We start from the raw sequence: 21,421 nt of genomic DNA, 5'->3' as shown, positions 1-21,421 counted from the left end.
TGATGGCGAGGATGCAAGTAAAAGGCCTGAACAGCATTGCGTGAACCACCGAATTGGCAAGCTACCATTGCCTTCAAGGCAACGCTCGAGAACACGCCAATGACACCCTCGATCCTCAGCATCCCGATGCGCTACTTCATGGAGGTGGCGCTGCACGGGTCGGTCAGCCAGGCGGCGGCTCGGCTTTATGTCGCGTCGTCCGCCGTGAGCCGGCAGATCGCGAAGCTCGAGGATTCGCTGGGGACCGCGCTGTTCGAGCGCAAGGCGCGAGGCATGGCGCTCACGCAGGCCGGCGAGCGCCTGGCCGCCCATCTGCGAACGACGCTGATGGACACCGAGCAGGTGGTCGAGCAGGTGCGCGGCATCGGCGGCCGGGAAGCGGGCCGCGTCCGCGTGGCTTGCACCGAGGGCTTCGCGGTGGGTTTCATGCCCGAGGTGATGCGCCGCTTTCGTGCGTCGCATGCGCAAAGCCAGTTGCAGCTCCATGTGGGTGCGCCTGACGAAGTCAGTGCCTTGTTGGGGCGCGGCGAAGCGGACATCGCACTCAAGTACGCGGTTGCGCCCGAGCGCGGTTTCCGCATCGAGCACTCGGCGCCCGCGCCGGTGTACGCGCTGATGTCCCCGGACCATCCGCTGGCGCGCCAGCGCGCCGTCAGCGTGGCCGAGGTGGTGCGCCATCCGCTGGCCGTGGGCAGCAAGGGCGTCACCGCGCGGCAGTTGTTCGACCTGAGTTGCAGCGTGCAGGGGCTCAGCTACGAGCCCGCCTTCGTCAGCAATTTCTCATCGGTGCTGCTGCCGCTGGTGCGCGCGCCCGATATCGTCCTCTCCGGCCATCTCACGGCCGTTCACCTGATCGAGAACGGCACGCTGGTTGCACGGCCCTTCGTGGAGCCGCAGATGCACCAGCGTCGCCTGCAGGTGCTGTCGCTCGACGGCCGCACGCTGTCGCCGCTCGCGCGGGCGCTCGTGCAGCAGCTGGTCGCGGCCATCGCCGGCGGCGGCAGGCGCAGACTGGGCCGAGCGCGGAAGATGTAGATAGCAGTGGCCGTTCTCTCGGCACTCATTCGGCATGGCGGAACGGGCTGCGTTCGCCGAGATGGTCGATGTAGTTCTCGATGCCCTCGCCCTCGCGCTCGAGAAATCGTTCCACGGCGTCGGCGAAGGCCGGATGGGCGAGCCAGTGCGCGCTGGTGGTCTTCACGGGCAGCAGCGCGCGCGCCATCTTGTGTTCGCCCTGCGCGCCGCCTTCGAAGCGCTGCACGCCGTGTTCGATGCACCAGGCGAGCGGCTGGTAGTAGCAGGCCTCGAAGTGCAGGCAATCCACACGCTCGAGCGCGCCCCAGTAGCGGCCGTAGGCGACCGAGGCATCGTCCGAAAGCGCGATCAAGCTGCTGGCGATGGCCTGGCCCCCGCGCTCGGCGACGAAGAGCAGCCAGGCTTCGGGCAGCTTCGTGGCCATGCGGTGGAAGAAGTCGCGGCTCAGGTAGGGCGGGTTGCCGTGCTCGCGGTAGGTGCGGGCATAGCAGCGGTAGAAGAAGTCCCAGTCGGCGTCGCCGATGTCGGCGCCGCGCGACCAGCGGAAGCTCACGCCGGCATCGTGCACCTTGCGGCGCTCCTGCCGGATCTTCTTGCGCTTGTCGTGCGAGAGGCTGGTGAGGAAGGCGTCGAAATCCTTCCAGCCGGTTTCGCCGCCGGGCCGCCCCAAGGCGGAACGCGCCCCCTCGGGGGGCAGCGAGGACACGCCAGTGCCGAGCGTGGGGGCTATGTTGTTCCAGTGGAACTGGACGGTGTGCCTGAGCATCAGGCCCGCATCGGCGCAGGCGGCGATGTCCTCGTCGGCGGCGAACAACAGGTGCAGCGACGAGAGCTCCTCTTCCTTGCACCAAGCCACGAGCGCCTGCACCAGCAGGGCGCGGCTGCCGGCGTCGCGCGCGAGCAGGCGCGCACCCGGCACCGGCGTGAAGGGCACGGCAACGACCGCCTTCGGATAGTAGGCCAGCCCGTGCTGCTCATAGGCATTGGCCCATGCCCAGTCGAACACGTACTCGCCGTAGGAATGCGCTTTGATGTAGAGCGGGCAGGCGGCCGCCAGCTGCCGTCCGCGCCACAGCGTGACGAAGCGGGGCGTCCAGCCGCTGCGGGCCGAGGCACTGGCGCTCTGGTGCAAGGCGTCCAGGTAGGCATGGCGCATGAAGGGGGAGGGCGCGGCCTGCGTGGCCAGCAAGTCGTCCCAGGCCGCGGCATCGATCTCGGATGCCGCGCCGTGAATGCGGATGACAGGGTTGGTCAAAGGAGCCTCGTCAACGCTTGCGTGTGCCTAGGGTTTCGGCAATGTAGATGCCGCCGAGCACCAGGGCCAGCGCCACCGCGTGATAGGTCGACAGCGCCTCGCCCAGCACGAGGACGGCCAGCAGCGGCCCGAAGATCGGCACCAGGTTGAGGAAGACGCCGGCCCGCGCGGGACCGATCAGGCCGACTACGTGGATGAAGCTGATCTGCGAAATGAAGGAGGGCAGAAGTCCGATGAAGAGGATCAGCGCCACGCCCTTCGGCGTCGGCATGAAGAAGTCGCCCATCGCGATTTCTGCCGCGACCAGTGGCACCGAGACGAGACAGGCCACTGCCGCCGTGGCGGCGAAGAACACGATGGCCGGCACTTGCGGGCGGCGGCGCAGGCCAAGCGCGTAGCCGGCATAGAGCAGGCTGGCGATGATCATCCAGACGTCGCCGATGTTGAAGGCCAGGTCCGCGAGCAAGGCCAGTTGGCCGCGCGAAGCCACCACGGCGATGCCCGCGATGGTGAGCACCACGCCTGCGAGCTGCAGCCAGCTGATCCGGGTACGGAAGAAGAACAGGCTGCCCACCAGCACGAGCACCGGGATGGTGCCTTGGATGATCGCGATGTTGATCGCCGTCGTGTGATGGGCGGCGGCGTAGAACAGCGCATTGAAACCGGTGAAACCCGCCGTGCCCATGAGGGTGATGTAGCGCCACGAGGGCAGCAGGCTGCGCCAGTGGGCCGCGATCTGGCGGCGCGAACTGAGGCCCAGCGCGATGCAGCAGACGATCCAGCGCGAGAAGGTCAGCATCATGGGCGACACCTCGCCCACCGCGAGCCGGGCGGCCACCGCGTTGGCGCCCCAGATCAGCGTGGTGAATACCAGCAGCGGGTAGGCTTGGCCCTGGAGCCAGGGAAGGAAGGAGCCGAAAAAGCCGGCGGAAGAACCTGAGCGCATCGAGCGCCGAGCGTATCAGTCCCAGTCGCCGGGCGTGGAATGCGTTCGACAAGCCATGGCTTCCGAAGGCGAATGACATAATTTCGCAGCGGGTGGCCTCGCCGGCAACTCGCGAAGACGCCCGATGCGACGGCATCCTGGCACGCTACATGCAGGACGCCGAGAGCATCGACGAGATCGTCGCTGCGGGTTACGGATTGGCGCTACCCTACCAGCAAGTTCAACGAAACCGCCGGAAGAGAGACCGTATGAAGCAAATCACCGCCATCGTCAAACCGTTCAAGCTCGACGACGTGCGCGAGGCCCTGGCCGAGGTTGGCGTCACCGGGCTCACCGTGACCGAGGTCAAGGGCTTCGGCCGACAGAAGGGGCACACCGAGCTCTACCGTGGTGCGGAGTACGTGGTCGACTTCCTGCCGAAGATGAAGGTCGAAGTGGTGGTCAACGAGGTCGATGTCGAACGTTGTGTCGACGCAATCGTGAGCGCCGCCCGCACGGGCAAGATCGGCGACGGCAAGATCTTCGTGACCAATGTGGAGCGCGTGGTACGCATCCGCACCGGCGAAGAGGACGAAGCCGCCGTCTAGGGCGCTCAGAGCATCTCGGCGAGCTTGTCGCCACGCGGATGGCGGCCCGCTTCCTCGACCAGGGCTTCGAGCAGGGCCGGGGCTTCGCCGCCCGCTCGTATCAACCCCATCTGCCATTCGCCCATGAAGCCCTCGCGCACGCTGTGGGCAAGAAATTCGAGCAGGCCGGCGTAATAGTCCGCAACGTTCAGGATGCCGACCGGCTTGTCGTGGTAGCCGAGCTGGCGCCAAGTCCAGATCTCGAACAGTTCCTCGAAAGTGCCGATGCCGCCCGGCAGGGCGATGAAGGCGTCGGCGCGTTCGCCCATCATGGCCTTGCGCTCGTGCATGGTGTCGACGACGTGCAGCTCGTCGCACAGTGGGTTGGCGAGCTCCTTGTCGACCAGGGCCTTCGGAATGATGCCCACCACCCGGCCGCCCGCCGTGCGCGTGGCCTCCGCCACCGTGCCCATCAGGCCGGTGCGGCCGCCGCCATAGACCAGTTGGCCGCCGCGTTCGCCGATCCAGCGGCCGACCGCTTGGGCCACGGCCGCGAACTCGGTCCGCTCGCCGGGGCGCGAGCCGCAATAAACACAAATCGAGAAACGAGGAGTCATCCCCCGATCATGCCGCGATCGGATGACGCTCAGCTTGCATTCAGGTCGCGAAACGTTGCCACAACGCGGCCGCCCAGACGCCGCAGCACAGGACGATCGACAGCAGCACCGCGGCGCTGCCCAGGTCCTTGGCGTTCTTGGAAAAGGAGTGCCATTCCGGGCCCACGCGGTTGATGGCGGCTTCGATGCCGGTGTTGAGCAGCTCGACGATCAGCACCAGGATCACGGTCGCGGCAAGCAGCGACACCTCGACCCAGCTGTGGCCGACCCAGAACGCAGCCGGCAGCATGACGATGGCGCACAGGACTTCCTGGCGGAACGCGGCTTCGCCCCAGCCGGCGCGGAAGCCGTCGAGCGAGATCAGGGTGGCATGCCAGATGCGGTCCAGGCCGCGTCGCGACTTCTGCGGATTGACGGGGTCGTTGATGTTGGCGCTCATCTGCGGCTGAGAGGCTTGGAGGGAATCAGGCGGGTACCGGCCCAGGCATCGTGCCAGAACTGGCGCTCGGGGTGGAAGCGCGCGAGCAAGGCCCAGACGATAACCCAGCCGAAGATCAGTACGGAAGATTCGCCGCCGCCGAGGTCGAAGGGCGCGATGGCGGCGAGCGGCGGCAGGAACCAGACCCAGCTCAAGAGGTAGCGCAGCAGCGCGCGGCCCTGCGTGAGCGGTCGACCGAGCCGGTCCACCACGCGGATGCCCCAGGTTTTCATGGCCAGCGTCTGGCCTTTGGACCAGAACCACACGAAATAGACGCCGAACACGACGAACAGGAAGGCCTGCAGCAGGTGCCGGCGCGAATCCATCGCATCACGCATCTGGCCGAGGGTGCTGAACAGCCAGCCGGCGACGAACACGACGGCGAAGAGCAGCATGCCCTCGTAGAGCCAGCAGGCCATGCGGCGCCACAGGCTGGGCGCGATCAGGGCGGTGGGTGCGATCGGAGCTTCGGCGAGAGGCGGTCGGCCGGGGCCGGACCCCTCGGGAGAACTGGAAGCCATCGACACCTTGAGTCAGGGCGCGGAGGAAGGTTGCTCGGTGGCGCGCACCGGCGGCGCGGCAGAGGCGGATGTTTCGGCCGAGGGCGTCGAGGAAGGAGGCGGGATCTGGGCTTCGGCCGAAACGGGCGGAAAGGCAGGAGCCGCAGCTGGAGCGGGCGCCGGGGCCACGAGCTGCGGACGTACGGGCAACGGCGTGGACGGCGCCAGCTGGATTCGCGGCGTGTGTTGGCCGTCGGGCGCGACTGCGGGAAACGGCGCGAGCTTCTGGGGCGGCACCGGCCGGAACGTCGCGGCGGCGCCCGGCCGGGGCGTGGCGCGCTCGGCCAGCTTGCGTTTTTCTTCCTCGCTGAGCGCCTGATAGGCCTCCCACTTCGCCTTTCGCTCGTCGACCGGAACCTGCTTGACCTCGGCGAAATTGAACCTTGCCTGCGTTCGCTGGTGGTTGCTCAGTGCGGCCCATTCGATCATGCGGCTGTGCAGAATCTCCTGGTCGGCGGGTGGCAGCGCGGCGTAGTTGCGCGACAAGGCCAGCCATTTGCGCTTGTGGGGCTCGGTCAGGCCGTCCCAGTGGGGGGCCAGCGGCGCCAGGGCGCGCTGCTGGCGAGCGGTGAGGTCGCGCCACAGCGGCTTGGAGGCGACTTGTTTCGCGGCCGGTACCGAGGCCGGTACCGAGGCCGCCGGCGGTGCTTCCTTGACCTGCGCCTTGACTGGGAGCGCAGCGAAGCCCGAGGCCGCGAGCAGCAAGGCGGCGCCCACCCAGGCGACTGCGCCCGACGGGATCGGGCGCAGCAGGGGGAGCGCTTTCACGCAGGAGAGAGGGCGATACGGCATGCGGGGCAGGCGATCAGCGCTCGGACGGGGCCTCGGTCTTCAGAAACTGGGCAAAACCGGGATCCGTGTAAGCGGCGGGTGGCAGATCGTCGGTCAGCAGGGCCGAATCGAGCTCTGCCAACTCGTTGGCGCGGTTGTCGTCTTGCATCGCGCTGATGACCAGGAGGCCCGCCACGAGGGCGATCAGCGGGACGACCGAGCCGATGCGCGTCCACCAGCCGGCCCCGAGCGTCGCCGTGCCGCCATTGGCCACGACCGCCGGTGCCGTACGGAGCTGCCGCACCACTTTGCGGCGCCCAACGGCCTGCATGCGGGCGGCGCGCAGGCGTTCACCGATTTCGTGCGGCAGTTCGAGATTGCCGGCCGAAAGCCGAGCGGCCACCCGGCGACCGAATTCCTCCTCGGCCGCTTCAGGGGTGTGCGAAAACGTTGTACTCATAGCGAAATTCCCTTGGCCTTGAGCGCCTTGCTCAAGGCGTGCACAGCACGCGAACAGTGGGTCTTGACGCTGCCTTCGGAACAGCCCATGGCGGCGGCTGTCTCGGCGACGTCCATTTCTTCCCAGTAACGCATCAGGAAGGCCTCACGTTGACGACCCGGCAAAGCGGCGATTTGTTCCTCGATCGCATGAAAAATCTGTGCCCGCCGGGTGGTGTCCTCCGCGCTCTCGCTTTCCCGGGAGTCCGTCGGCATCACGAAGTGTTCGAGCAGGTCGAAGTCGCCGTTGTCGTCCACCGCCTCGAAATCGCTCAGGTTGGAGAACAGCGCCCGGCGGGTTTTCTGGCGGCGGAACCAGTCCAGGGTGCAGTTCGAGAGGATGCGCTGGAACAGGAGCGGCAACTCGTTGGCCGGCTTGTCGCCATAGTGCTCGGCCAGCTTCATCATGCTGTCCTGCACGATGTCGAGCGCCGCTTCCTCATCCCGCACGTGGTAGACCGAGCGCTTGAAAGCACGGCGTTCGACGCTTTTCAGGAAATCGGAGAGTTCTTGTTCTGTGGCCAAAGAGAGTCTGGCGCCGGGAAGGCGCCGCGTGGGGATGTGTCTCGGGGACGCGTGAGGTTTTTGTCGCCGCGGATTATGCCTGCGCCCCTGTGGCAGCCATGCGTCGCGCGGGGACCGCCAGTCCGGTGTCATAATCCGCGCTGCAAGTCAAAAGGCAAACGGGTCACGGTCCGGCGGTACGACAAGTCCGCCCATGGCTTTGGCCTCAAGTTTCGACGCGGCTTCACAAGAGCTTGCGAAGGAGCACCCAAGGTTTTTCGTTCCCGAAAAAACGCAAAGGTTCATCATGGAAATCTCGAAGGCGGAACTCGCTTCCGCAGCAGCCGTCACCGGCAGTCAAACGCAGGAACTCATGGGCGCCGAAGTGCTGGTCAAGGCACTGCAGGCCGAAGGCGTGAAGTACGTCTGGGGCTATCCCGGCGGCGCGGTTCTCTACATTTACGACGCGTTCTACAAACAGGACACGATCCAGCACGTGCTGGTGCGTCACGAGCAGGCCGCAGTCCACGCCGCCGACGGCTACGCACGCGCGACCGGCGACGTCGGCGTGGCGCTGGTGACCTCGGGGCCCGGCTTGACCAATGCGGTCACCGGTATTGCGACTGCTTACATGGACAGCATCCCGATGGTGATCATCTCGGGCCAGGTGCCGACGGCGGCGATCGGGCTCGACGCATTCCAGGAATGCGACACCGTGGGCATCACGCGGCCGATCGTCAAGCACAACTTCCTCGTCAAGGATCCCAAGGATCTGGCCATGACGATGAAAAAGGCCTTCCACATCGCGCGCAGCGGCCGTCCCGGCCCGGTGGTGGTGGATGTGCCGAAGGACGTGTCCTTCAAGAAGGTCAGCTACAACGGCTACCCCGACAAGGTCGAGATGCGCTCCTACAACCCGGTGCGCAAAGGCCATGGCGGCCAGATCCGCAAAGCGCTGCAGTTGCTGCTGAACGCCAAGCGACCCTACATCTACACCGGCGGCGGCGTGCTGCTCGGCAACGCCACGAACGAGCTGCGCACGCTGGTCGACATGCTCGGCTACCCGGTCACCAATACGCTGATGGGGCTCGGCGCCTATCCGGCCAGCGACCGCAAATTCCTCGGCATGCTGGGCATGCACGGCACCATCGAAGCCAACAACGCGATGCAGAACTGCGACGTGCTGCTGGCCGTCGGTGCGCGCTTCGACGACCGCGTGATCGGCAATCCGAAGCACTTCGCTCAGAACGAACGCAAGATCATCCACATCGACATCGACCCGTCGAGCATCTCGAAGCGCGTCCGGGTCGACATCCCGATCGTCGGCGACGTGAAGGATGTGCTGAGCGAGCTGATCTCGATGATCAAGGAGAGCAACACCAAGCCCGACGCGGCGGCGCTCTCCGGCTGGTGGGACACCATCGAGGGCTGGCGCAGCAAGGACTGCCTCAAGTACGACCGCGGCAACAAGGACGTGATCAAGCCGCAGTACGTGGTCGAGACCCTCTGGAACATGACCAAGGACGCCGACACGTACATCACCTCGGACGTCGGCCAGCACCAGATGTGGGCCGCCCAGTACTACCGCTTCGACGAGCCGCGGCGCTGGATCAATTCGGGCGGCCTGGGCACCATGGGCGTGGGCATCCCCTACGCGATGGGCATCAAGCTCGCCAAACCCGAGTCGGAAGTGTTCTGCATCACGGGCGAAGGCTCGGTGCAGATGTGCATCCAGGAACTCTCGACCTGCCTGCAGTACAACACGCCGATCAAGATCTGCTCGCTCAACAACCGCTATCTCGGCATGGTGCGGCAATGGCAGGAGATCGAGTATTCGGGCCGCTACAGCCACAGCTACATGGATGCGCTGCCCAATTTCGTGAAACTGGCCGAGGCCTACGGCCACGTCGGCATGCTGATCGAACGCCCGCAGGACGTGGAGCCCGCGCTGCGCGAGGCGCGCAAGCTCAAGGACCGCACCGTGTTCATGGATTTCCGCACCGACCCCACCGAGAACGTGTTCCCGATGGTCAAGGCCGGCATGGGCATCACCGAGATGCTCCTCGGTTCGGAAGACCTGTAAACAGACGATAAGCCGATCCGCGATGCGGACCGGCCCCTTCATTAACTTTTTCGGATCAATCTATTGTCCGTCGAGCCTGCGCATTACCGTGTGCGGGGGAGGGCGGCGAAAAGAGGAGTCCTGCTGACATGAAACACATCATTGCCGTGCTGCTCGAAAACGAGCCCGGTGCACTCTCCCGCGTCGTGGGCCTGTTCTCGGCCCGTGGCTACAACATTGAATCGCTGACCGTCGCGCCCACTGAAGACGCGAGCCTGTCGCGCATGACCATCGTCACGGCCGGTTCCGACGACGTGATCGAGCAGATCACCAAGCACCTGAACCGCCTGATCGAAGTCGTCAAGGTCGTCGACCTGACCGAAGGCGCCTACACCGAGCGCGAGCTCATGATGGTGAAGGTGCGCGCGGTCGGCAAGGAGCGCGAAGAGATGATGCGCATGGCGGAAATCTTCCGCGGCCGCATCATCGACGTAACCGACAAGAGCTACACCATCGAGCTCACCGGCGACCATGGCAAGAACGACGCCTTTCTCGAGGCCATCGACCGCGGCGCCATTCTCGAAACCGTTCGCACCGGCGCCAGCGGCATAGGCCGCGGTGAACGCGTCCTGCGCGTCTGACACAAAGCCCGTTTCACATCCACCGAATCTACGAAGGAGCAACCATCATGAAGGTCTATTACGACAAGGACGCCGATCTGAGCCTCATCAAGGGCAAGACGGTCGCGATCATCGGCTACGGCAGCCAGGGTCATGCGCACGCGCAGAACCTCAACGACAGCGGCGTGAAGGTCGTCGTCGGCCTGCGCAAGGGCGGCGCTTCCTGGCCCAAGGTCGAGAAGGCCGGCCTCAAGGTCGCCGAAGTGGCGGACGCCGTGAAGTCGGCCGACGTGGTCATGATCCTCTTGCCCGACGAGCAGATCGCCAACGTCTACAAGAACGACGTCGCTCCGAACATCAAGCAGGGCGCTTCGCTCGTGTTCGCGCACGGCTTCAACGTGCACTACGGCTTCGTGCAGCCGCGCGCCGACCTCGACGTCTGGATGGTCGCCCCCAAGGCCCCCGGCCACACCGTGCGCAGCACCTACACGCAGGGCGGCGGCGTGCCGCACCTGATCGCGGTGCACGCCGACAGGACCGGCAAGGCGCGCGATCTGGCCCTGTCCTACGCCACCGCCAACGGTGGCGGCAAGGCCGGCATCATCGAAACCAACTTCCGCGAAGAAACCGAGACCGATCTGTTCGGCGAACAGGCCGTGCTCTGCGGCGGTACCGTCGAGTTGATCAAGGCCGGTTTCGAGACGCTGGTGGAAGCCGGTTACGCGCCCGAGATGGCCTACTTCGAGTGCCTGCACGAGCTGAAGCTGATCGTCGACCTGATCTATGAAGGCGGCATCGCCAACATGAACTACTCGATCTCGAACAACGCCGAGTACGGCGAGTACGTGACGGGTCCGCGCATCGTGACCGACGAAACCAAGAAGGTCATGAAGCAGGTCTTGAAGGACATCCAGACCGGCGAATACGCCAAGAGCTTCGTGCTGGAGAACGCGGGCGGTGCGCCCACGCTGATCAGCCGCCGTCGCCTGAATTCCGAGCATCAAATCGAGGTGGTCGGCGAGAAGCTGCGCGCGATGATGCCCTGGATCAAGAAGAACAAGCTGGTTGACCAGACCCGCAACTGATCCGGCTTTCGCCTCGACAAGGGCCACCCGCGCGGTGGCCCTTTTTCTTTGATGCCGCGCGAGCGGCTGAACTACACTGCCACCGATCCATGCATGACGACACGCTCCCCGACGAAGTTGCGCCGCGCAAGCGCCGCAAGGGCATCTACATCCTGCCGAACCTGTTCACGCTGGCGGCGCTTTTCGGCGGCTTCTATTCGGTGGTGATGGCCATGAATGCGCGCTTCGATCTCGCGGCGCTCGGTGTGTTCGCCGCCATGATCCTCGACAGCCTCGACGGCCGCGTCGCGCGCATGACCAACACCCAGAGCGCCTTCGGCGAACAGATGGATTCGCTGTCCGACATGGTGTCCTTCGGCGCCGCGCCGGCCTTGATCGCCTACGAATGGTCGCTCAAGGGCCTCGGCCGCTGGGGCTGGATCGCGGCATTCGTCTACTGCGCCTGCGCGGCCTTGCGCTTGGCGCGTTTCAACGTCAACACCGGCGTGGTCGACAAGCGCTGGTTCCAGGGCTTGCCCTCGCCGGCGGCGGCGGCCTTGGTGGCCGGCTTCATCTGGCTCATGACCGAATGGGGCAAGCGCGGCGGCGAGGTGCTGTATCTCTCCTGGCATCAGATCACCTGGATCACCTTCGGCTTCACGCTCTATGCGGGCCTGTCGATGGTGACCAACGCGCCGTTCTACAGCTTCAAGGACATCCAGGTGAAGAAGAGCGTGCCATTTGCCGTGATCGTGCTGATCGCGCTCGCCATCGCAGTCGTCAATATCCATCCGCCGACGGTGCTGTTCGGCATCTTCGTGGCCTACGGATTGAGTGGCTACGCGGTCTATGGCTGGCGCAAAGCCAAGGGCCAGCATGTGAGCGTGATCAGCACCTCGACCGACGAGCCCGACGAGCGCGGCCTGCACAAGTGATTCGGGCTGTGCTACATTCCCCGCTCCCATGAACAAGATTTCGCTGGCCCTACTACTGATCCCCTACGGGCGGAGTCGGTAGCGCACGCGCAAATCCCTGACCACGGCCCGTTCGCACCAGCAACGGGCCGTTTGTTTTGGGGTTGCTGGTTGATCCTCCAACCAAGCGAGAAATACCAGATGTTGAAGCAACCCGACCGCAAGTACCGCGCCTTTGCACCCATCGGCCTCAAGGACCGCACCTGGCCCGATGCCGTGCTGACCCAGGCTCCGATCTGGCTGTCGACCGACCTGCGAGACGGTAACCAGGCGCTGGTGGAGCCGATGGACATCGCTCGCAAGATGCGCATGTTCGAGATGCTGGCGGCGATCGGGTTCAAGGAGATCGAGGTCGGCTTTCCTTCGGCCTCGCAGGTCGAGTTCGATTTCGTGCGCAAGCTGATCGAGGAAGACCGCATTCCCGACGATGTGACGATCCAGGTGCTCACGCAGGCTCGCGACCACCTGATCGAGCGCACCTTCGAATCGCTGCAAGGCGCACCGCGCGCGATCGTGCACCTCTACAACGCCGTGGCGCCGGTCATGCGCCGCGTGGTGCTCGGCATGGACGAAGACCAGATCGTCGAGCTGGCGACCACGCATGCGCGCATGTTCAACGAGCTCGCCGCCAAGCAGCCGGCGACCGAGTGGACCTTCCAGTACTCGCCAGAAATGTTCTCCGGCACCGACCTCGCTTTCTCCAAGCGGGTGGTGGATGCGGTCACCGAGGTCTGGGCGCCGACGCCCGAGCGCAAGTGCATCGTCAACCTGCCTTCGACGGTCGAGCATTCGACGCCGAACATCTTCGCGGACATGATCGAATGGATGCACCGCCACCTCGCACGCCGCGATGCGATCGTGCTGTCGGTGCATCCGCACAACGACCGCGGCACGGGCACAGCGGCCGGCGAGTTCGCGCTGATGGCGGGAGCAGACCGGATCGAAGGCTGCCTGTTCGGCAACGGCGAGCGCACCGGCAATCTCGACCTGGTGAACGTGGCGCTCAACCTCTACACGCAAGGCGTATCGCCCGGACTCGACTTCTCGAACATCGACGAGATCCGGACGGCCGTCGAGCATTGCAATCAATTGCCGGTGCATCCGCGCCATCCGTACGTGGGCGATCTGGTCTACACCTCCTTTTCCGGTTCGCATCAGGATGCCATCAGGAAGGCCTTCGCCGCGCGCAAGGACGGCGACATCTGGGACATGCCTTACCTGCCGATCGATCCCAAGGACGTGGGCCGCAGCTACGAAGCCGTGATCCGCGTCAATAGCCAGTCGGGCAAGGGCGGCATCGCCTACCTGCTCGAAAGCGAGTACGGGCTTGAACTGCCGCGTCGCCTGCAGATGGAGTTCAGCCAGACCGTGCAGCGCGTGATGGACGTTGCCGGAAAGGAGCTCACGGCGGCCGACCTCTGGCAGCTGTTCGAGCGCGAGTACCGCATCCAGGGCGAGACGGGCCCGCAGCACCGCGTGCTCGAAGAGCATGGCGAGGGTGCCGACGCGTCCGTGGTGCTGCGCGCCGACCTGCCGTGGGAGGGTGAAACTCGAAAGATCGAAGGCCGCGGCAACGGGCCCATCGATGCCTTCATCCATGCTTTGGCCGGCGCCACCGGGCACTCGATCCGCGTGATCGACTATCACCAGCATGCGATCGGTGCCGGGGCCGATGCGCAGGCGGTGGCCTATCTCGAACTGCGGGTCGACGAGGCGCAGACTCTGTTCGGCGTCGGCATGGACGCGAACATCATCTCGGCTTCGCTCAAGGCGATCGTTTCGGGCCTCGAGCGGGCCCGGGCACAGGGCGCACGCAGCGCACAATCCATGGCTGAAGCCGCCTGACAAGAAGGAGATCCACGATGGCCGACAAACTCATCATTTTCGACACCACCTTGCGCGACGGCGAGCAGTCGCCGGGTGCCTCGATGACCAAGGACGAAAAACTGCGCATCGCGCGCCAGCTCGAGCGCCTGCGGGTCGACGTCATCGAGGCGGGCTTTCCGGCCAGTTCGAACGGTGATTTCGAAGCCGTCATGGCGATCGCCAACGCGATCAAGGAGTCGACGGTGTGCGGCCTGTCGCGGGCCAACGACCGCGACATCTCGCGCGCGGCCGAAGCCCTGAAGGGCGCTGCCAGCGGCCGCATCCACACCTTCATCGCGACCTCGCCGCTGCACATGGAGAAGAAGCTGCGCATGTCGCCCGACGAAGTGTTCGAGCAGGCCAAGCTTGCCGTGCGGTTCGCGCGCAACCTGGTGGGCGACGTCGAGTTCAGCCCGGAGGACGGCTACCGCAGCGACGTCGACTTCCTGTGCCGCGTGCTGGAAGCCGTCATCCACGAGGGCGCGACCACCATCAACGTGCCCGACACCGTCGGCTACGCGGTGCCGGAGCTCTACGGCAACTTCATCAAGACACTGCGCGAGCGCATCCCGAACAGCGACAAGGCCGTCTGGTCCGTGCACTGCCACAACGACCTGGGCATGGCGGTCGCCAACTCGCTGGCGGGCGTGAAGATCGGCGGCGCGCGGCAGGTCGAGTGCACCATCAACGGCCTTGGCGAGCGTGCCGGCAACTGCTCGCTCGAAGAGATCGTGATGGCCGTGAAGACACGAAAGGACTACTTCGGCCTCGATCTCGGCATCGACACCCGACACATCTTGGCCGCCAGCCGCATGGTCAGCCAGACCACCGGTTTCGTGGTGCAGCCCAACAAGGCGGTGGTAGGCGCCAATGCCTTCGCCCACGCATCGGGCATCCACCAGGATGGCGTGCTCAAGGCGCGCGACACTTACGAGATCATGCGCGCCGAGGATGTGGGCTGGACCGCCAACAAGATCGTGCTCGGCAAGCTGAGCGGCCGCAACGCCTTCAAGCAGCGCCTGCAGGAACTCGGCGTAACGATGGAGAGCGAGGCCGACATCAACGCCGCGTTCGCGCACTTCAAAGAACTCGCCGATCGAAAAAGTGAAATATTTGACGAAGATATCCTTGCACTTGTAAGCGCCGAGGAGCATTCGCACGTTGCGGAGCAGTTTAGTTTTGTATCCTTGTCGCAGCACAGCGAAACCGGCGAGCGGCCCCAGGCGCGAATCGTTTTCACGGTGCATGGCAAGGAGGTCACGAGCGAGTCGGATGGCAATGGCCCGGTTGATGCTTCGCTGAAGGCCATCGAGGCCCACGTGAAGAGCGGGGCGGAGATGGTGCTGTATTCGGTCAATGCCATCAGCGGATCGACGGAGAGTCAGGGCGAAGTCACGGTGCGTTTGCAGAATGCGGGCCGGGTCGTCAATGGCGTGGGGGCCGATCCGGACATCGTGGTGGCATCGGCCAAGGCTTATTTGAGTGCGCTCAACAAGTTACAGAGCCAAGCTGAGAGAGTGGCGGCACAAGGTTAGTTCTTGCGACGGATCCTTTGGTTCTAATGAAGAAAGGGATGCAAGTAACTGATATTGCGTGCCTTTTTTGATTTGGATACACTGCGGTTTCTATTCGTCCCGCTGGAGAGTTTTTGATGCCCGAAGCCCGTTCCTGCCGAGTTTCCAGCCAGCGGTTTCTTCCTGCATTCCGCCTCATCGCCGTCGCGCTCTGCGCCACGGCGTTTTTGCTGCCCGCAGCAGAGGCAGCCAAGAAGCCGCCGGCAGGCAAGAAGGTCCAGCAGGTGAGTGCCGACAGCAAGCGCAGCAGCGCCAAGTCGGCATCGAAACACAGCGTCAAGGATGACGACAAGGCCGACCGCGTCGTGAGCGGCGGGCGCAACGTGGTGGCTTCGATCCGCAAGCGGGGCGGCAAGACGGTGGTGGCGGTGCAGCGGCGGTCGGTGGTGCGTGTGGTCGAGGCGCGGCAGTCTTTCGGCCAGCTGGCCGGCCTGCACAGCACCGAAGATGCGCTCGACCTGAAATCCAGCGTCGCGCTGGTGATCGACCAAGACACGCGCGAAGTGCTCTTCAGCAAGAACGACCACGCAGTGCTGCCCATCGCTTCGCTGACCAAGCTCATGACGGGGTTGATCATCAGCGAGGCGCGCCTTCCTTCCGACGAACTGATCACCATCAGCCAGGATGACGTCGACACCGAAAAAGGAAGCCGCTCACGCCTGACGGTCGGCACCACGCTGCCGCGCGGCGAACTTCTGCACCTGGCATTGATGTCGAGCGAAAACCGCGCGGCGCACGCGCTCGGGCGCACCTATCCGGGCGGCCTCGCCACCTTCGTGAGCGTCATGAACGCCAAGGCCAAGATGCTCGGCATGAAGGACACGCGCTACGTCGAGCCCACTGGGCTCTCGAGCCGCAATCAGTCGAGTGCGCAAGACCTGGCCCTGCTGGTCAATGCCGCCTATGCCGACGCCACGGTGCGCCAGCTCTCCACCTCGCCCGAGTACCAGGTCGAAGTCGGCAGCCGCGTGCTGCAGTACAACACCACGAATCGCCTGGTCAAGAATCCGGACTGGGACATCGGCGTGCAGAAGACCGGCTACATCTCGGAAGCCGGCCAATGCCTCGTGATGCAGACCAAGATCGCCGGGCGCAAGCTGATCATGGTGTTCCTCGACTCGGCCGGCAAGTTCGGCCGCATCGGCGATGCCGAGCGCGTTCGCCGATGGGTCGAAGCCACCCACAACATGGTGAATCCGGCTGCGCAGCAGCAGGCCGTCGCAACGCACGTTGCGGGCTGAGCCGCGCCGGCCTGGCGATCAGGCCGAAGCGGGCGTGTTCGCGTTGTAGCCGAGCGCGCTCGAGATTTCGTTGGCGGTGGCCTGCAGTTTCGGCAGCCACCCGTCGTCGAGCCGGTCTGCCGGCGCCGAGATCGACAACCCCGCAACCAGCTTGCCCTGATCGTCGTAGATGCCTGCGGCCATGCAGCGCACGCCGAGCTCGAGCTCCTCGTTGTCGCGGGCGATGCCGTACTGGCGCGCCTTGGAAAGCTCGCGCTCCAGTGCCGGCAGCTGCGTGATGCTGTTGCGCGTGTGGCCGGCCAGGCCGGTTCGCGTGGCGTAGCTGCGCACCCGCTGGGGTTCGTCGAGCGCGAGGAACAGCTTGCCGGTGGAAGTCAGGTGCAGCGGCGCCCGGCCGCCGATGGCGCGCACCACCTGCATGCCCGAGCGCTCGCTGTAGGCGCGCTCTATATAGACGATCTCGTCACCCTGCCGCATGCTGAGGTTCACCGGCTGCTGCGTGAGCTTGTGCAGTTCCCGCATCGGCGCCATCGCGGCATCGCGCACGTTGAGCCGACCCTTGACCAGGTTCCCGAGCTCCAGCAGGCGCATGCCGAGCCGGTAGCTGCCGGCCTCCGGCCGGTCGACGAAGCGGCCGACCGCCAGGTCGTTCAGGATGCGATGGGTGGTGGACGGGTGCAAGCCCGTCTTCTCGCTGATTTCCTTCAGAGAGATGGCGTCTTCCCGGGATGCCAAGACGTCGATCAGCGCGAACATGCGCTCGATCACTTGGATGACGGGCACGGCAGGAACGTCTGATTGGTGTTTTCTCATGGGCAACGCGGTGTGGAACCGGCTGCCATTTTACTTGGTGAAATGGGTCGGCGCTTGCCAGCGGCCGTCGATCAGCACTTCATGCGGGGCAAAACGGGCCTTGTAGTTCATCTTGGCGCTGCCCTCGATCCAGTAGCCGAGATAGACGTGGGCGAGGCCCAGCTTGCGGGCCTGCTCGATCTGCCACAGCACGCTGTAGTTGCCGTAGCCCGCGCCCGCCTCGGGCTCGTAGAAGGTGTAGACCGCAGAGATTCCGTCGTTCAGCACGTCGAGGATCGACACCATCTTCAAGGCGCCCGCGCTGCCGTCCGGCCGGGTTTCGCGAAACTCCACCAGCCGCGAGTTGACCCTGCTTTGCAGCAGGAACTGGGTGTACTGGTCGATGCTGTCGTGATCCATGCCGCCGCCGGCATGGCGGCCGTTCTGGTAGCGCAGGTAGAGCTGGTAGTGCTCGGGCACGAAGCAGAGCTTGAGCACGCGGGCCTGCAGATCGGCATGGCGTGCCAAGGCACGGCGCTGGCTGCGATTGGGCTTGAACTCGCTCGCCAGTACGCGCAGCGGTATGCAGGCGCTGCAGCCGTCGCAATGCGGCCTGTAGGTGAACATTCCGCTGCGCCGGAAGCCGGCGAGCACCAGGTCCGAGTACGCGTCGTTGTGGATCAGGTGGCTCGGCGTCGCGACCTGCGAGCGCGCCTGCCTGTCCGGCAGGTAGCTGCACGGATAGGGCGCTGTCGCGTAGAACTGCAGCGTGTGGAGCGGGAGATCCTTGAGGTGCGTCACGTCGTGAAGGAAGGTCGCGCAGGCAGGAGTTCGGACCAGTATACGGGCTCGAAACGCCACGCCGGGCCTGCTTGCAGGCGTGCGTCGGCCACATGCGACAGGAAACGTTCGCGCGGCACCTCGTGTGCGCCCAGGCTGGCGAGGTGGCCCGTGTTCTGCTGGCAATCGATCATCGCGATCCCGTGCCGCCGGCAGAACGAGACCAGGGCCGCCAGCGCGATCTTGGAAGCGTCGGGCCGGCGGGCGAACATCGATTCGCCGAAGACTGCGCGGCCGACTGCCACGCAGTACAGGCCGCCCGCGAGTTCGCCGTCGATCCAGGTTTCGACGCTGTGCGCATGGCCGGCGCGGTGCAGATCCGTGTAGGCGCGCACCATCTCGGGCAGGATCCAGGTGCCGGTCTGGCCGATGCGCGGCGCCTGCGAGCAGGCATCGATCACCGTCTCAAACCGGTGGTCGATGCGGATCTCGCAGCCCGCGGTGGCGCGGAAACGCTCCAGCGTCTTGCGCAGCGAACGGTGGAGCCTGAAGCCGGCGGTTTCGAGCACCATTCGCGGATCCGGGCTCCACCAGAGGATCGGCTGGCCATCGCTGAACCACGGGAAGATGCCGTTGGCGTAGGCGTGAAGGAGGCTGGCGACATCGAGCCCGCCACCTGCGGCCAGAAGGCCGGGCACGGGGTCGGATTCGCCCCAGGCCGAAGCGGCATCGGGCAGGGGGTCACCAGGGGCAAGCCAGGGCAGTTGCATGGTCGAAGGTATACACGGCTTCCGCAGACGCGCTGTCGTCGCAAGCCGAATTTGCCTGAAGCCCCTATAGTCGTTCCCGCATTCGCAGCCATCGCTCAAAGCAAAAAGGACCACGGTGAGCACAGAAACCAATCCCATGCGCTTCGGCAGCGGCCAAGCCGTTCGACGACTCGAAGATGAAAGCCTCCTGGCCGGCGCCGGGCGTTTCACCGACGACGTCACGCTACCGAATCAGACCTTTCTGGCCTTCGTCCGTTCCCCGTATCCGCACGCGCGGCTGGCGTCGGTCGACACCGCGTCGGCCGCCGCCATGCCAGGCGTGCTGCGCATCCTCACCGGTGCGGAGCTGCACGGCGCCGGCGTCAAGCCCCTGCCGGGCGCCGCGGGCTTCACGCGCGCCGACGGCACCGACTGCGCGGCGCCGCCGCGGCATGTGCTGGCGCTCGACCGGGTTCGTTTCGTCGGCGAGCCGGTCGCTGCCGTGATCGCTGAAACCGCGCGCGAGGCGCGCGATGCGGCCGAGGCGGTGATGGTCGACTACGAAGCGCTGCCGATGGTGGTCGACCTCGCCGGCGCGACGGCGGATGGCGCGCCCCTGGTTTGGGACGAGGCCACCGGCAACATCGCCGCCGAGATGCGCCACGGCAGCAGGGAAGCGACGAGCGCCGCCTTCGCCAAGGCCAGCCATGTGGTCGCGCTCGACGTCGTCAACCAGCGGGTGGTCGCGCTCACGATCGAGCCGCGCTCGGTGCTGGCCGATTTCGACGCCGCCTCGGAACGCATCACCCTGCGCATGAGCACCCAGATGCCCTCGGGCGTGCGCAATTCGGTCTGCGACGCGATCGGCCTGCCCAAGGAGCAGGTGCGCGTGGTGGTGGGCGATGTCGGCGGCGGCTTCGGCATGAAGACCAGCGCCTACCCGGAAGACATCGTCGTGGCCTTTGCCGCGCGCGCGGTGCGGCGGCCGGTGAAGTGGGTGGCCGACCGCAGCGAGGAATTCCTTTCGAGCTGGCATGGCCGCGACATCGAGGCCCATGCGGAGCTGGCGCTCGACGCCAGGGGCAAGATTCTCGGGCTGCGCATCAGGACCCTGGCCAACGTCGGCGCCTACGCGGGCGGCACCGGCGTCGTGATCCAGCTCCTGATCGGCCCCTGGGTGCAGACCAGCGTCTACGACATCCAGACCATCGACTTCCATTTCCATGCGGTGCTGACCCATACCGCGCCGACGGGCGCCTACCGGGGCGCCGGCCGGCCGGAGGCGATCTACACCATCGAGCGGCTGATGGACGAGGCCGCGCGGCAGACCGGCATCGACCGCATCGAGCTGCGCCGGCGCAACTTCATCCAGCCGGCGCAGATGCCCTACACGAACCCGATGCAGCAGACCTACGACACCGGCAAGTTCGAGTCGGTGATGGACCAGGCGCTGAAGCTGGCTGATTGGCAGGGATTCGATGCGCGCGCGGCGCAGTCCAAGCGCCAGGGCCGGTTGCGCGGGCTCGGCATCGCCACCTTCCTCGAATGGACCGGCGGCAACGTGTTCGAGGAGCGCGTGACGGTCTCGGTGCAGGCCGACGGCGTCATCGAGGTGTTCTCCGCCGTCAACGCCATGGGGCAGGGCATCGCGACCACGCTGGCGCAACTGGCGGTCGATGCCTTCGGCGTGCCGATCGAGAAAGTGCGCATCGTGCTGGGCGACACCGACCGCGGCGACGGCTTCGGCAGCGCCGGCTCGCGTTCGCTCTTCACCGGCGGCTCGGCCGTTCGCGTCGGTGCCGAGCGCACCATCGACAAGGCGAAGGCGCTTGCCGCGCAGGAGCTCGAAGTCGCGCCTGCCGACCTCAGCTACGCGGCCGGCGTTTTCAAGGTCGCCGGCACCGATCTGCAGCTCGACCTGTTCACCCTGGCCGGACGCCAGCCGGATCGGCAGATCTTCGTCGACTCCACCAGCGCCGTCGCCGGCCCGACCTGGCCCAACGGCTGCCACATCTGCGAGGTCGAGATCGACCCGCCCACCGGCGATGTGAGCGTGCTGGCCTATGCCTCGGTCAACGACGTCGGCCGCGTGGTCAACCCGATGATCGTTCGCGGCCAGCTCGAAGGCGGCGCCGTGCAGGGCATCGGCCAGGCGCTGTGCGAGCGCGTGGTCTACGACATCGAAACCGGCCAGCCGCTGACCGGCAGCCTGATGGACTACGCCGCGCCGCGAGCCGACATCATCGCCTCGATGTTCAAGACCGAGATGGACCAGAGCACGCCCTGCCTCAACAACCCGCTGGGCGTGAAGGGCGTGGGCGAGCTGGGCACCATCGGCGCCACGCCGGCAGTCGTCAATGCCGTGGCCGATGCGCTGGCGCGCAACGGCATGGCCGGGCTCACGCCTCGCCTGGACATGCCGCTCACGCCCGCGCGCATGTGGGCGCTCATGCAGCCGGGGCCCTGAAA

Annotated in this window: 21 protein-coding genes; 10 read left to right on the top strand and 11 right to left on the bottom strand. The window is 65.7% G+C overall.

The genetic code is table 11. The annotated features are described in order from the left end of the window. The first annotated feature begins 99 nt into the window (after positions 1–99). Entirely contained in the window at positions 100–1,035 is a 936-nt protein-coding gene (locus ACSQ9I_RS16190; RefSeq protein ID WP_436313763.1) for a LysR family transcriptional regulator, read from the top strand. Between the two features lie 25 nt (positions 1,036–1,060). On the opposite strand, the gene ACSQ9I_RS16185 is transcribed toward ACSQ9I_RS16190, so the two are convergent. Next, positions 1,061–2,290 (bottom strand): GNAT family N-acetyltransferase, encoded by a 1,230-nt coding sequence (locus tag ACSQ9I_RS16185; RefSeq protein ID WP_436313762.1) that lies wholly within the window; start codon positions 2,288–2,290, stop codon positions 1,061–1,063. Between the two features lie 10 nt (positions 2,291–2,300). Then, positions 2,301–3,236 carry a DMT family transporter gene (locus tag ACSQ9I_RS16180; RefSeq protein ID WP_436304215.1) on the bottom strand — a complete coding sequence of 312 codons (936 nt, stop codon included), beginning with the start codon at positions 3,234–3,236 and terminating at the stop codon, positions 2,301–2,303. 248 nt (positions 3,237–3,484) lie between these two features. Here ACSQ9I_RS16180 and ACSQ9I_RS16175 point away from each other — a divergent pair, with 248 nt between their 5' ends. After that, complete coding sequence (locus ACSQ9I_RS16175) at positions 3,485–3,823, top strand: P-II family nitrogen regulator (protein WP_093108837.1); 339 nt, start codon at positions 3,485–3,487, stop codon at positions 3,821–3,823. A gap of 5 nt (positions 3,824–3,828) precedes the next feature. On the opposite strand, the gene ACSQ9I_RS16170 is transcribed toward ACSQ9I_RS16175, so the two are convergent. The 6 genes from ACSQ9I_RS16170 to ACSQ9I_RS16145 are packed head-to-tail and all read right to left on the bottom strand — an operon-like array spanning position 3,829 to position 7,251. Beyond that, the gene (locus ACSQ9I_RS16170) at positions 3,829–4,419 is read right to left on the bottom strand and encodes a TIGR00730 family Rossman fold protein (protein ID WP_436313761.1); all 591 of its coding nucleotides are present in this window, start codon (positions 4,417–4,419) and stop codon (positions 3,829–3,831) included. A gap of 40 nt (positions 4,420–4,459) precedes the next feature. Further along, entirely contained in the window at positions 4,460–4,858 is a 399-nt protein-coding gene (locus tag ACSQ9I_RS16165; RefSeq protein ID WP_093108835.1) for a diacylglycerol kinase, read from the bottom strand. After that, on the bottom strand, positions 4,855–5,418 hold the full coding sequence (locus ACSQ9I_RS16160; protein ID WP_436313760.1) for an RDD family protein: 564 nt from the start codon (positions 5,416–5,418) through the stop codon (positions 4,855–4,857). Before ACSQ9I_RS16160 ends, ACSQ9I_RS16165 begins: the two co-directional genes overlap by 4 nt. Before the next feature lie 12 nt (positions 5,419–5,430). Then, positions 5,431–6,225 carry a DUF3106 domain-containing protein gene (locus tag ACSQ9I_RS16155; protein WP_436313759.1) on the bottom strand — a complete coding sequence of 265 codons (795 nt, stop codon included), beginning with the start codon at positions 6,223–6,225 and terminating at the stop codon, positions 5,431–5,433. A gap of 37 nt (positions 6,226–6,262) precedes the next feature. Further along, entirely contained in the window at positions 6,263–6,688 is a 426-nt protein-coding gene (locus tag ACSQ9I_RS16150; protein WP_436313758.1) for a DUF3619 family protein, read from the bottom strand. Continuing rightward, positions 6,685–7,251 carry an RNA polymerase sigma factor gene (locus ACSQ9I_RS16145; RefSeq protein WP_436313757.1) on the bottom strand — a complete coding sequence of 189 codons (567 nt, stop codon included), beginning with the start codon at positions 7,249–7,251 and terminating at the stop codon, positions 6,685–6,687. Before ACSQ9I_RS16145 ends, ACSQ9I_RS16150 begins: the two co-directional genes overlap by 4 nt. Before the next feature lie 286 nt (positions 7,252–7,537). Between ACSQ9I_RS16145 and ACSQ9I_RS16140 the strand changes: the two genes are divergently transcribed. The 7 genes from ACSQ9I_RS16140 (at position 7,538) to ACSQ9I_RS16110 (ending at position 16,631) form a co-directional block, all read left to right on the top strand. Beyond that, positions 7,538–9,313: an acetolactate synthase 3 catalytic subunit gene (locus tag ACSQ9I_RS16140; RefSeq protein WP_093108830.1), complete on the top strand. Its 1,776-nt coding sequence runs from the start codon at positions 7,538–7,540 to the stop codon at positions 9,311–9,313. A gap of 128 nt (positions 9,314–9,441) precedes the next feature. Next, on the top strand, positions 9,442–9,933 hold the full coding sequence (gene ilvN / locus ACSQ9I_RS16135; RefSeq protein WP_093108829.1) for an acetolactate synthase small subunit: 492 nt from the start codon (positions 9,442–9,444) through the stop codon (positions 9,931–9,933). 47 nt (positions 9,934–9,980) lie between these two features. After that, on the top strand, positions 9,981–10,997 hold the full coding sequence (gene ilvC / locus ACSQ9I_RS16130) for a ketol-acid reductoisomerase (RefSeq protein WP_093108828.1): 1,017 nt from the start codon (positions 9,981–9,983) through the stop codon (positions 10,995–10,997). 89 nt (positions 10,998–11,086) lie between these two features. Continuing rightward, positions 11,087–11,911 (top strand): CDP-diacylglycerol--serine O-phosphatidyltransferase, encoded by an 825-nt coding sequence (pssA, locus tag ACSQ9I_RS16125; protein ID WP_436313756.1) that lies wholly within the window; start codon positions 11,087–11,089, stop codon positions 11,909–11,911. Positions 11,912–12,091: 180 nt separating this feature from the next. Further along, a complete protein-coding gene (leuA, locus tag ACSQ9I_RS16120; RefSeq protein WP_436313755.1) occupies positions 12,092–13,795 on the top strand; it encodes a 2-isopropylmalate synthase in 1,704 nt (567 codons plus the stop codon). A 17-nt stretch (positions 13,796–13,812) separates the two neighbouring features. Next, complete coding sequence (locus ACSQ9I_RS16115) at positions 13,813–15,351, top strand: 2-isopropylmalate synthase (RefSeq protein ID WP_093108825.1); 1,539 nt, start codon at positions 13,813–13,815, stop codon at positions 15,349–15,351. Between the two features lie 116 nt (positions 15,352–15,467). Continuing rightward, entirely contained in the window at positions 15,468–16,631 is a 1,164-nt protein-coding gene (locus tag ACSQ9I_RS16110; RefSeq protein WP_436313754.1) for a serine hydrolase, read from the top strand. Between the two features lie 18 nt (positions 16,632–16,649). On the opposite strand, the gene ACSQ9I_RS16105 is transcribed toward ACSQ9I_RS16110, so the two are convergent. The 3 genes from ACSQ9I_RS16105 to aat are packed head-to-tail and all read right to left on the bottom strand — an operon-like array spanning position 16,650 to position 18,973. After that, complete coding sequence (locus ACSQ9I_RS16105) at positions 16,650–17,444, bottom strand: IclR family transcriptional regulator (RefSeq protein WP_436313753.1); 795 nt, start codon at positions 17,442–17,444, stop codon at positions 16,650–16,652. A 30-nt stretch (positions 17,445–17,474) separates the two neighbouring features. Beyond that, complete coding sequence (locus ACSQ9I_RS16100; RefSeq protein WP_436304209.1) at positions 17,475–18,224, bottom strand: arginyltransferase; 750 nt, start codon at positions 18,222–18,224, stop codon at positions 17,475–17,477. Continuing rightward, entirely contained in the window at positions 18,221–18,973 is a 753-nt protein-coding gene (aat, locus tag ACSQ9I_RS16095) for a leucyl/phenylalanyl-tRNA--protein transferase (RefSeq protein WP_436313752.1), read from the bottom strand. Before aat ends, ACSQ9I_RS16100 begins: the two co-directional genes overlap by 4 nt. A 115-nt stretch (positions 18,974–19,088) precedes the next feature. Between aat and ACSQ9I_RS16090 the strand changes: the two genes are divergently transcribed. Next, positions 19,089–21,419 (top strand): xanthine dehydrogenase family protein molybdopterin-binding subunit, encoded by a 2,331-nt coding sequence (locus ACSQ9I_RS16090; protein ID WP_436304207.1) that lies wholly within the window; start codon positions 19,089–19,091, stop codon positions 21,417–21,419. The last annotated feature ends 2 nt before the right edge of the window (positions 21,420–21,421 follow it).

Origin of the sequence: Variovorax sp. LjRoot84 (genome assembly GCF_964254305.1) — a bacterium.
Taxonomy (GTDB): Bacteria; Pseudomonadota; Gammaproteobacteria; order Burkholderiales; family Burkholderiaceae_C; genus Variovorax.
Note: the sequence above shows the minus strand (reverse complement) of the source record. Positions and strands in the feature narration are given on the sequence as shown.

Excerpts from the sequence above, each read along its gene's own strand:
- ACSQ9I_RS16150 (WP_436313758.1), bottom strand. The coding sequence starts at position 6,688 with ATGAGTACAACGTTTTCGCACACCCCTGAAGCGGCCGAGGAGGAATTC.
- ACSQ9I_RS16175 (WP_093108837.1), top strand. The coding sequence starts at position 3,485 with ATGAAGCAAATCACCGCCATCGTCAAACCGTTCAAGCTCGACGACGTG.
- ACSQ9I_RS16170 (WP_436313761.1), bottom strand. The coding sequence starts at position 4,419 with ATGACTCCTCGTTTCTCGATTTGTGTTTATTGCGGCTCGCGCCCCGGC.
- ACSQ9I_RS16165 (WP_093108835.1), bottom strand. The coding sequence starts at position 4,858 with ATGAGCGCCAACATCAACGACCCCGTCAATCCGCAGAAGTCGCGACGC.
- ACSQ9I_RS16190 (WP_436313763.1), top strand. The coding sequence starts at position 100 with ATGACACCCTCGATCCTCAGCATCCCGATGCGCTACTTCATGGAGGTG.
- ACSQ9I_RS16110 (WP_436313754.1), top strand. The coding sequence starts at position 15,468 with ATGCCCGAAGCCCGTTCCTGCCGAGTTTCCAGCCAGCGGTTTCTTCCT.
- pssA (WP_436313756.1), top strand. The coding sequence starts at position 11,087 with ATGCATGACGACACGCTCCCCGACGAAGTTGCGCCGCGCAAGCGCCGC.
- ACSQ9I_RS16140 (WP_093108830.1), top strand. The coding sequence starts at position 7,538 with ATGGAAATCTCGAAGGCGGAACTCGCTTCCGCAGCAGCCGTCACCGGC.
- ACSQ9I_RS16105 (WP_436313753.1), bottom strand. The coding sequence starts at position 17,444 with ATGAGAAAACACCAATCAGACGTTCCTGCCGTGCCCGTCATCCAAGTG.
- leuA (WP_436313755.1), top strand. The coding sequence starts at position 12,092 with ATGTTGAAGCAACCCGACCGCAAGTACCGCGCCTTTGCACCCATCGGC.
- ACSQ9I_RS16180 (WP_436304215.1), bottom strand. The coding sequence starts at position 3,236 with ATGCGCTCAGGTTCTTCCGCCGGCTTTTTCGGCTCCTTCCTTCCCTGG.
- ilvN (WP_093108829.1), top strand. The coding sequence starts at position 9,442 with ATGAAACACATCATTGCCGTGCTGCTCGAAAACGAGCCCGGTGCACTC.
- ilvC (WP_093108828.1), top strand. The coding sequence starts at position 9,981 with ATGAAGGTCTATTACGACAAGGACGCCGATCTGAGCCTCATCAAGGGC.
- ACSQ9I_RS16115 (WP_093108825.1), top strand. The coding sequence starts at position 13,813 with ATGGCCGACAAACTCATCATTTTCGACACCACCTTGCGCGACGGCGAG.
- ACSQ9I_RS16160 (WP_436313760.1), bottom strand. The coding sequence starts at position 5,418 with ATGGCTTCCAGTTCTCCCGAGGGGTCCGGCCCCGGCCGACCGCCTCTC.
- aat (WP_436313752.1), bottom strand. The coding sequence starts at position 18,973 with ATGCAACTGCCCTGGCTTGCCCCTGGTGACCCCCTGCCCGATGCCGCT.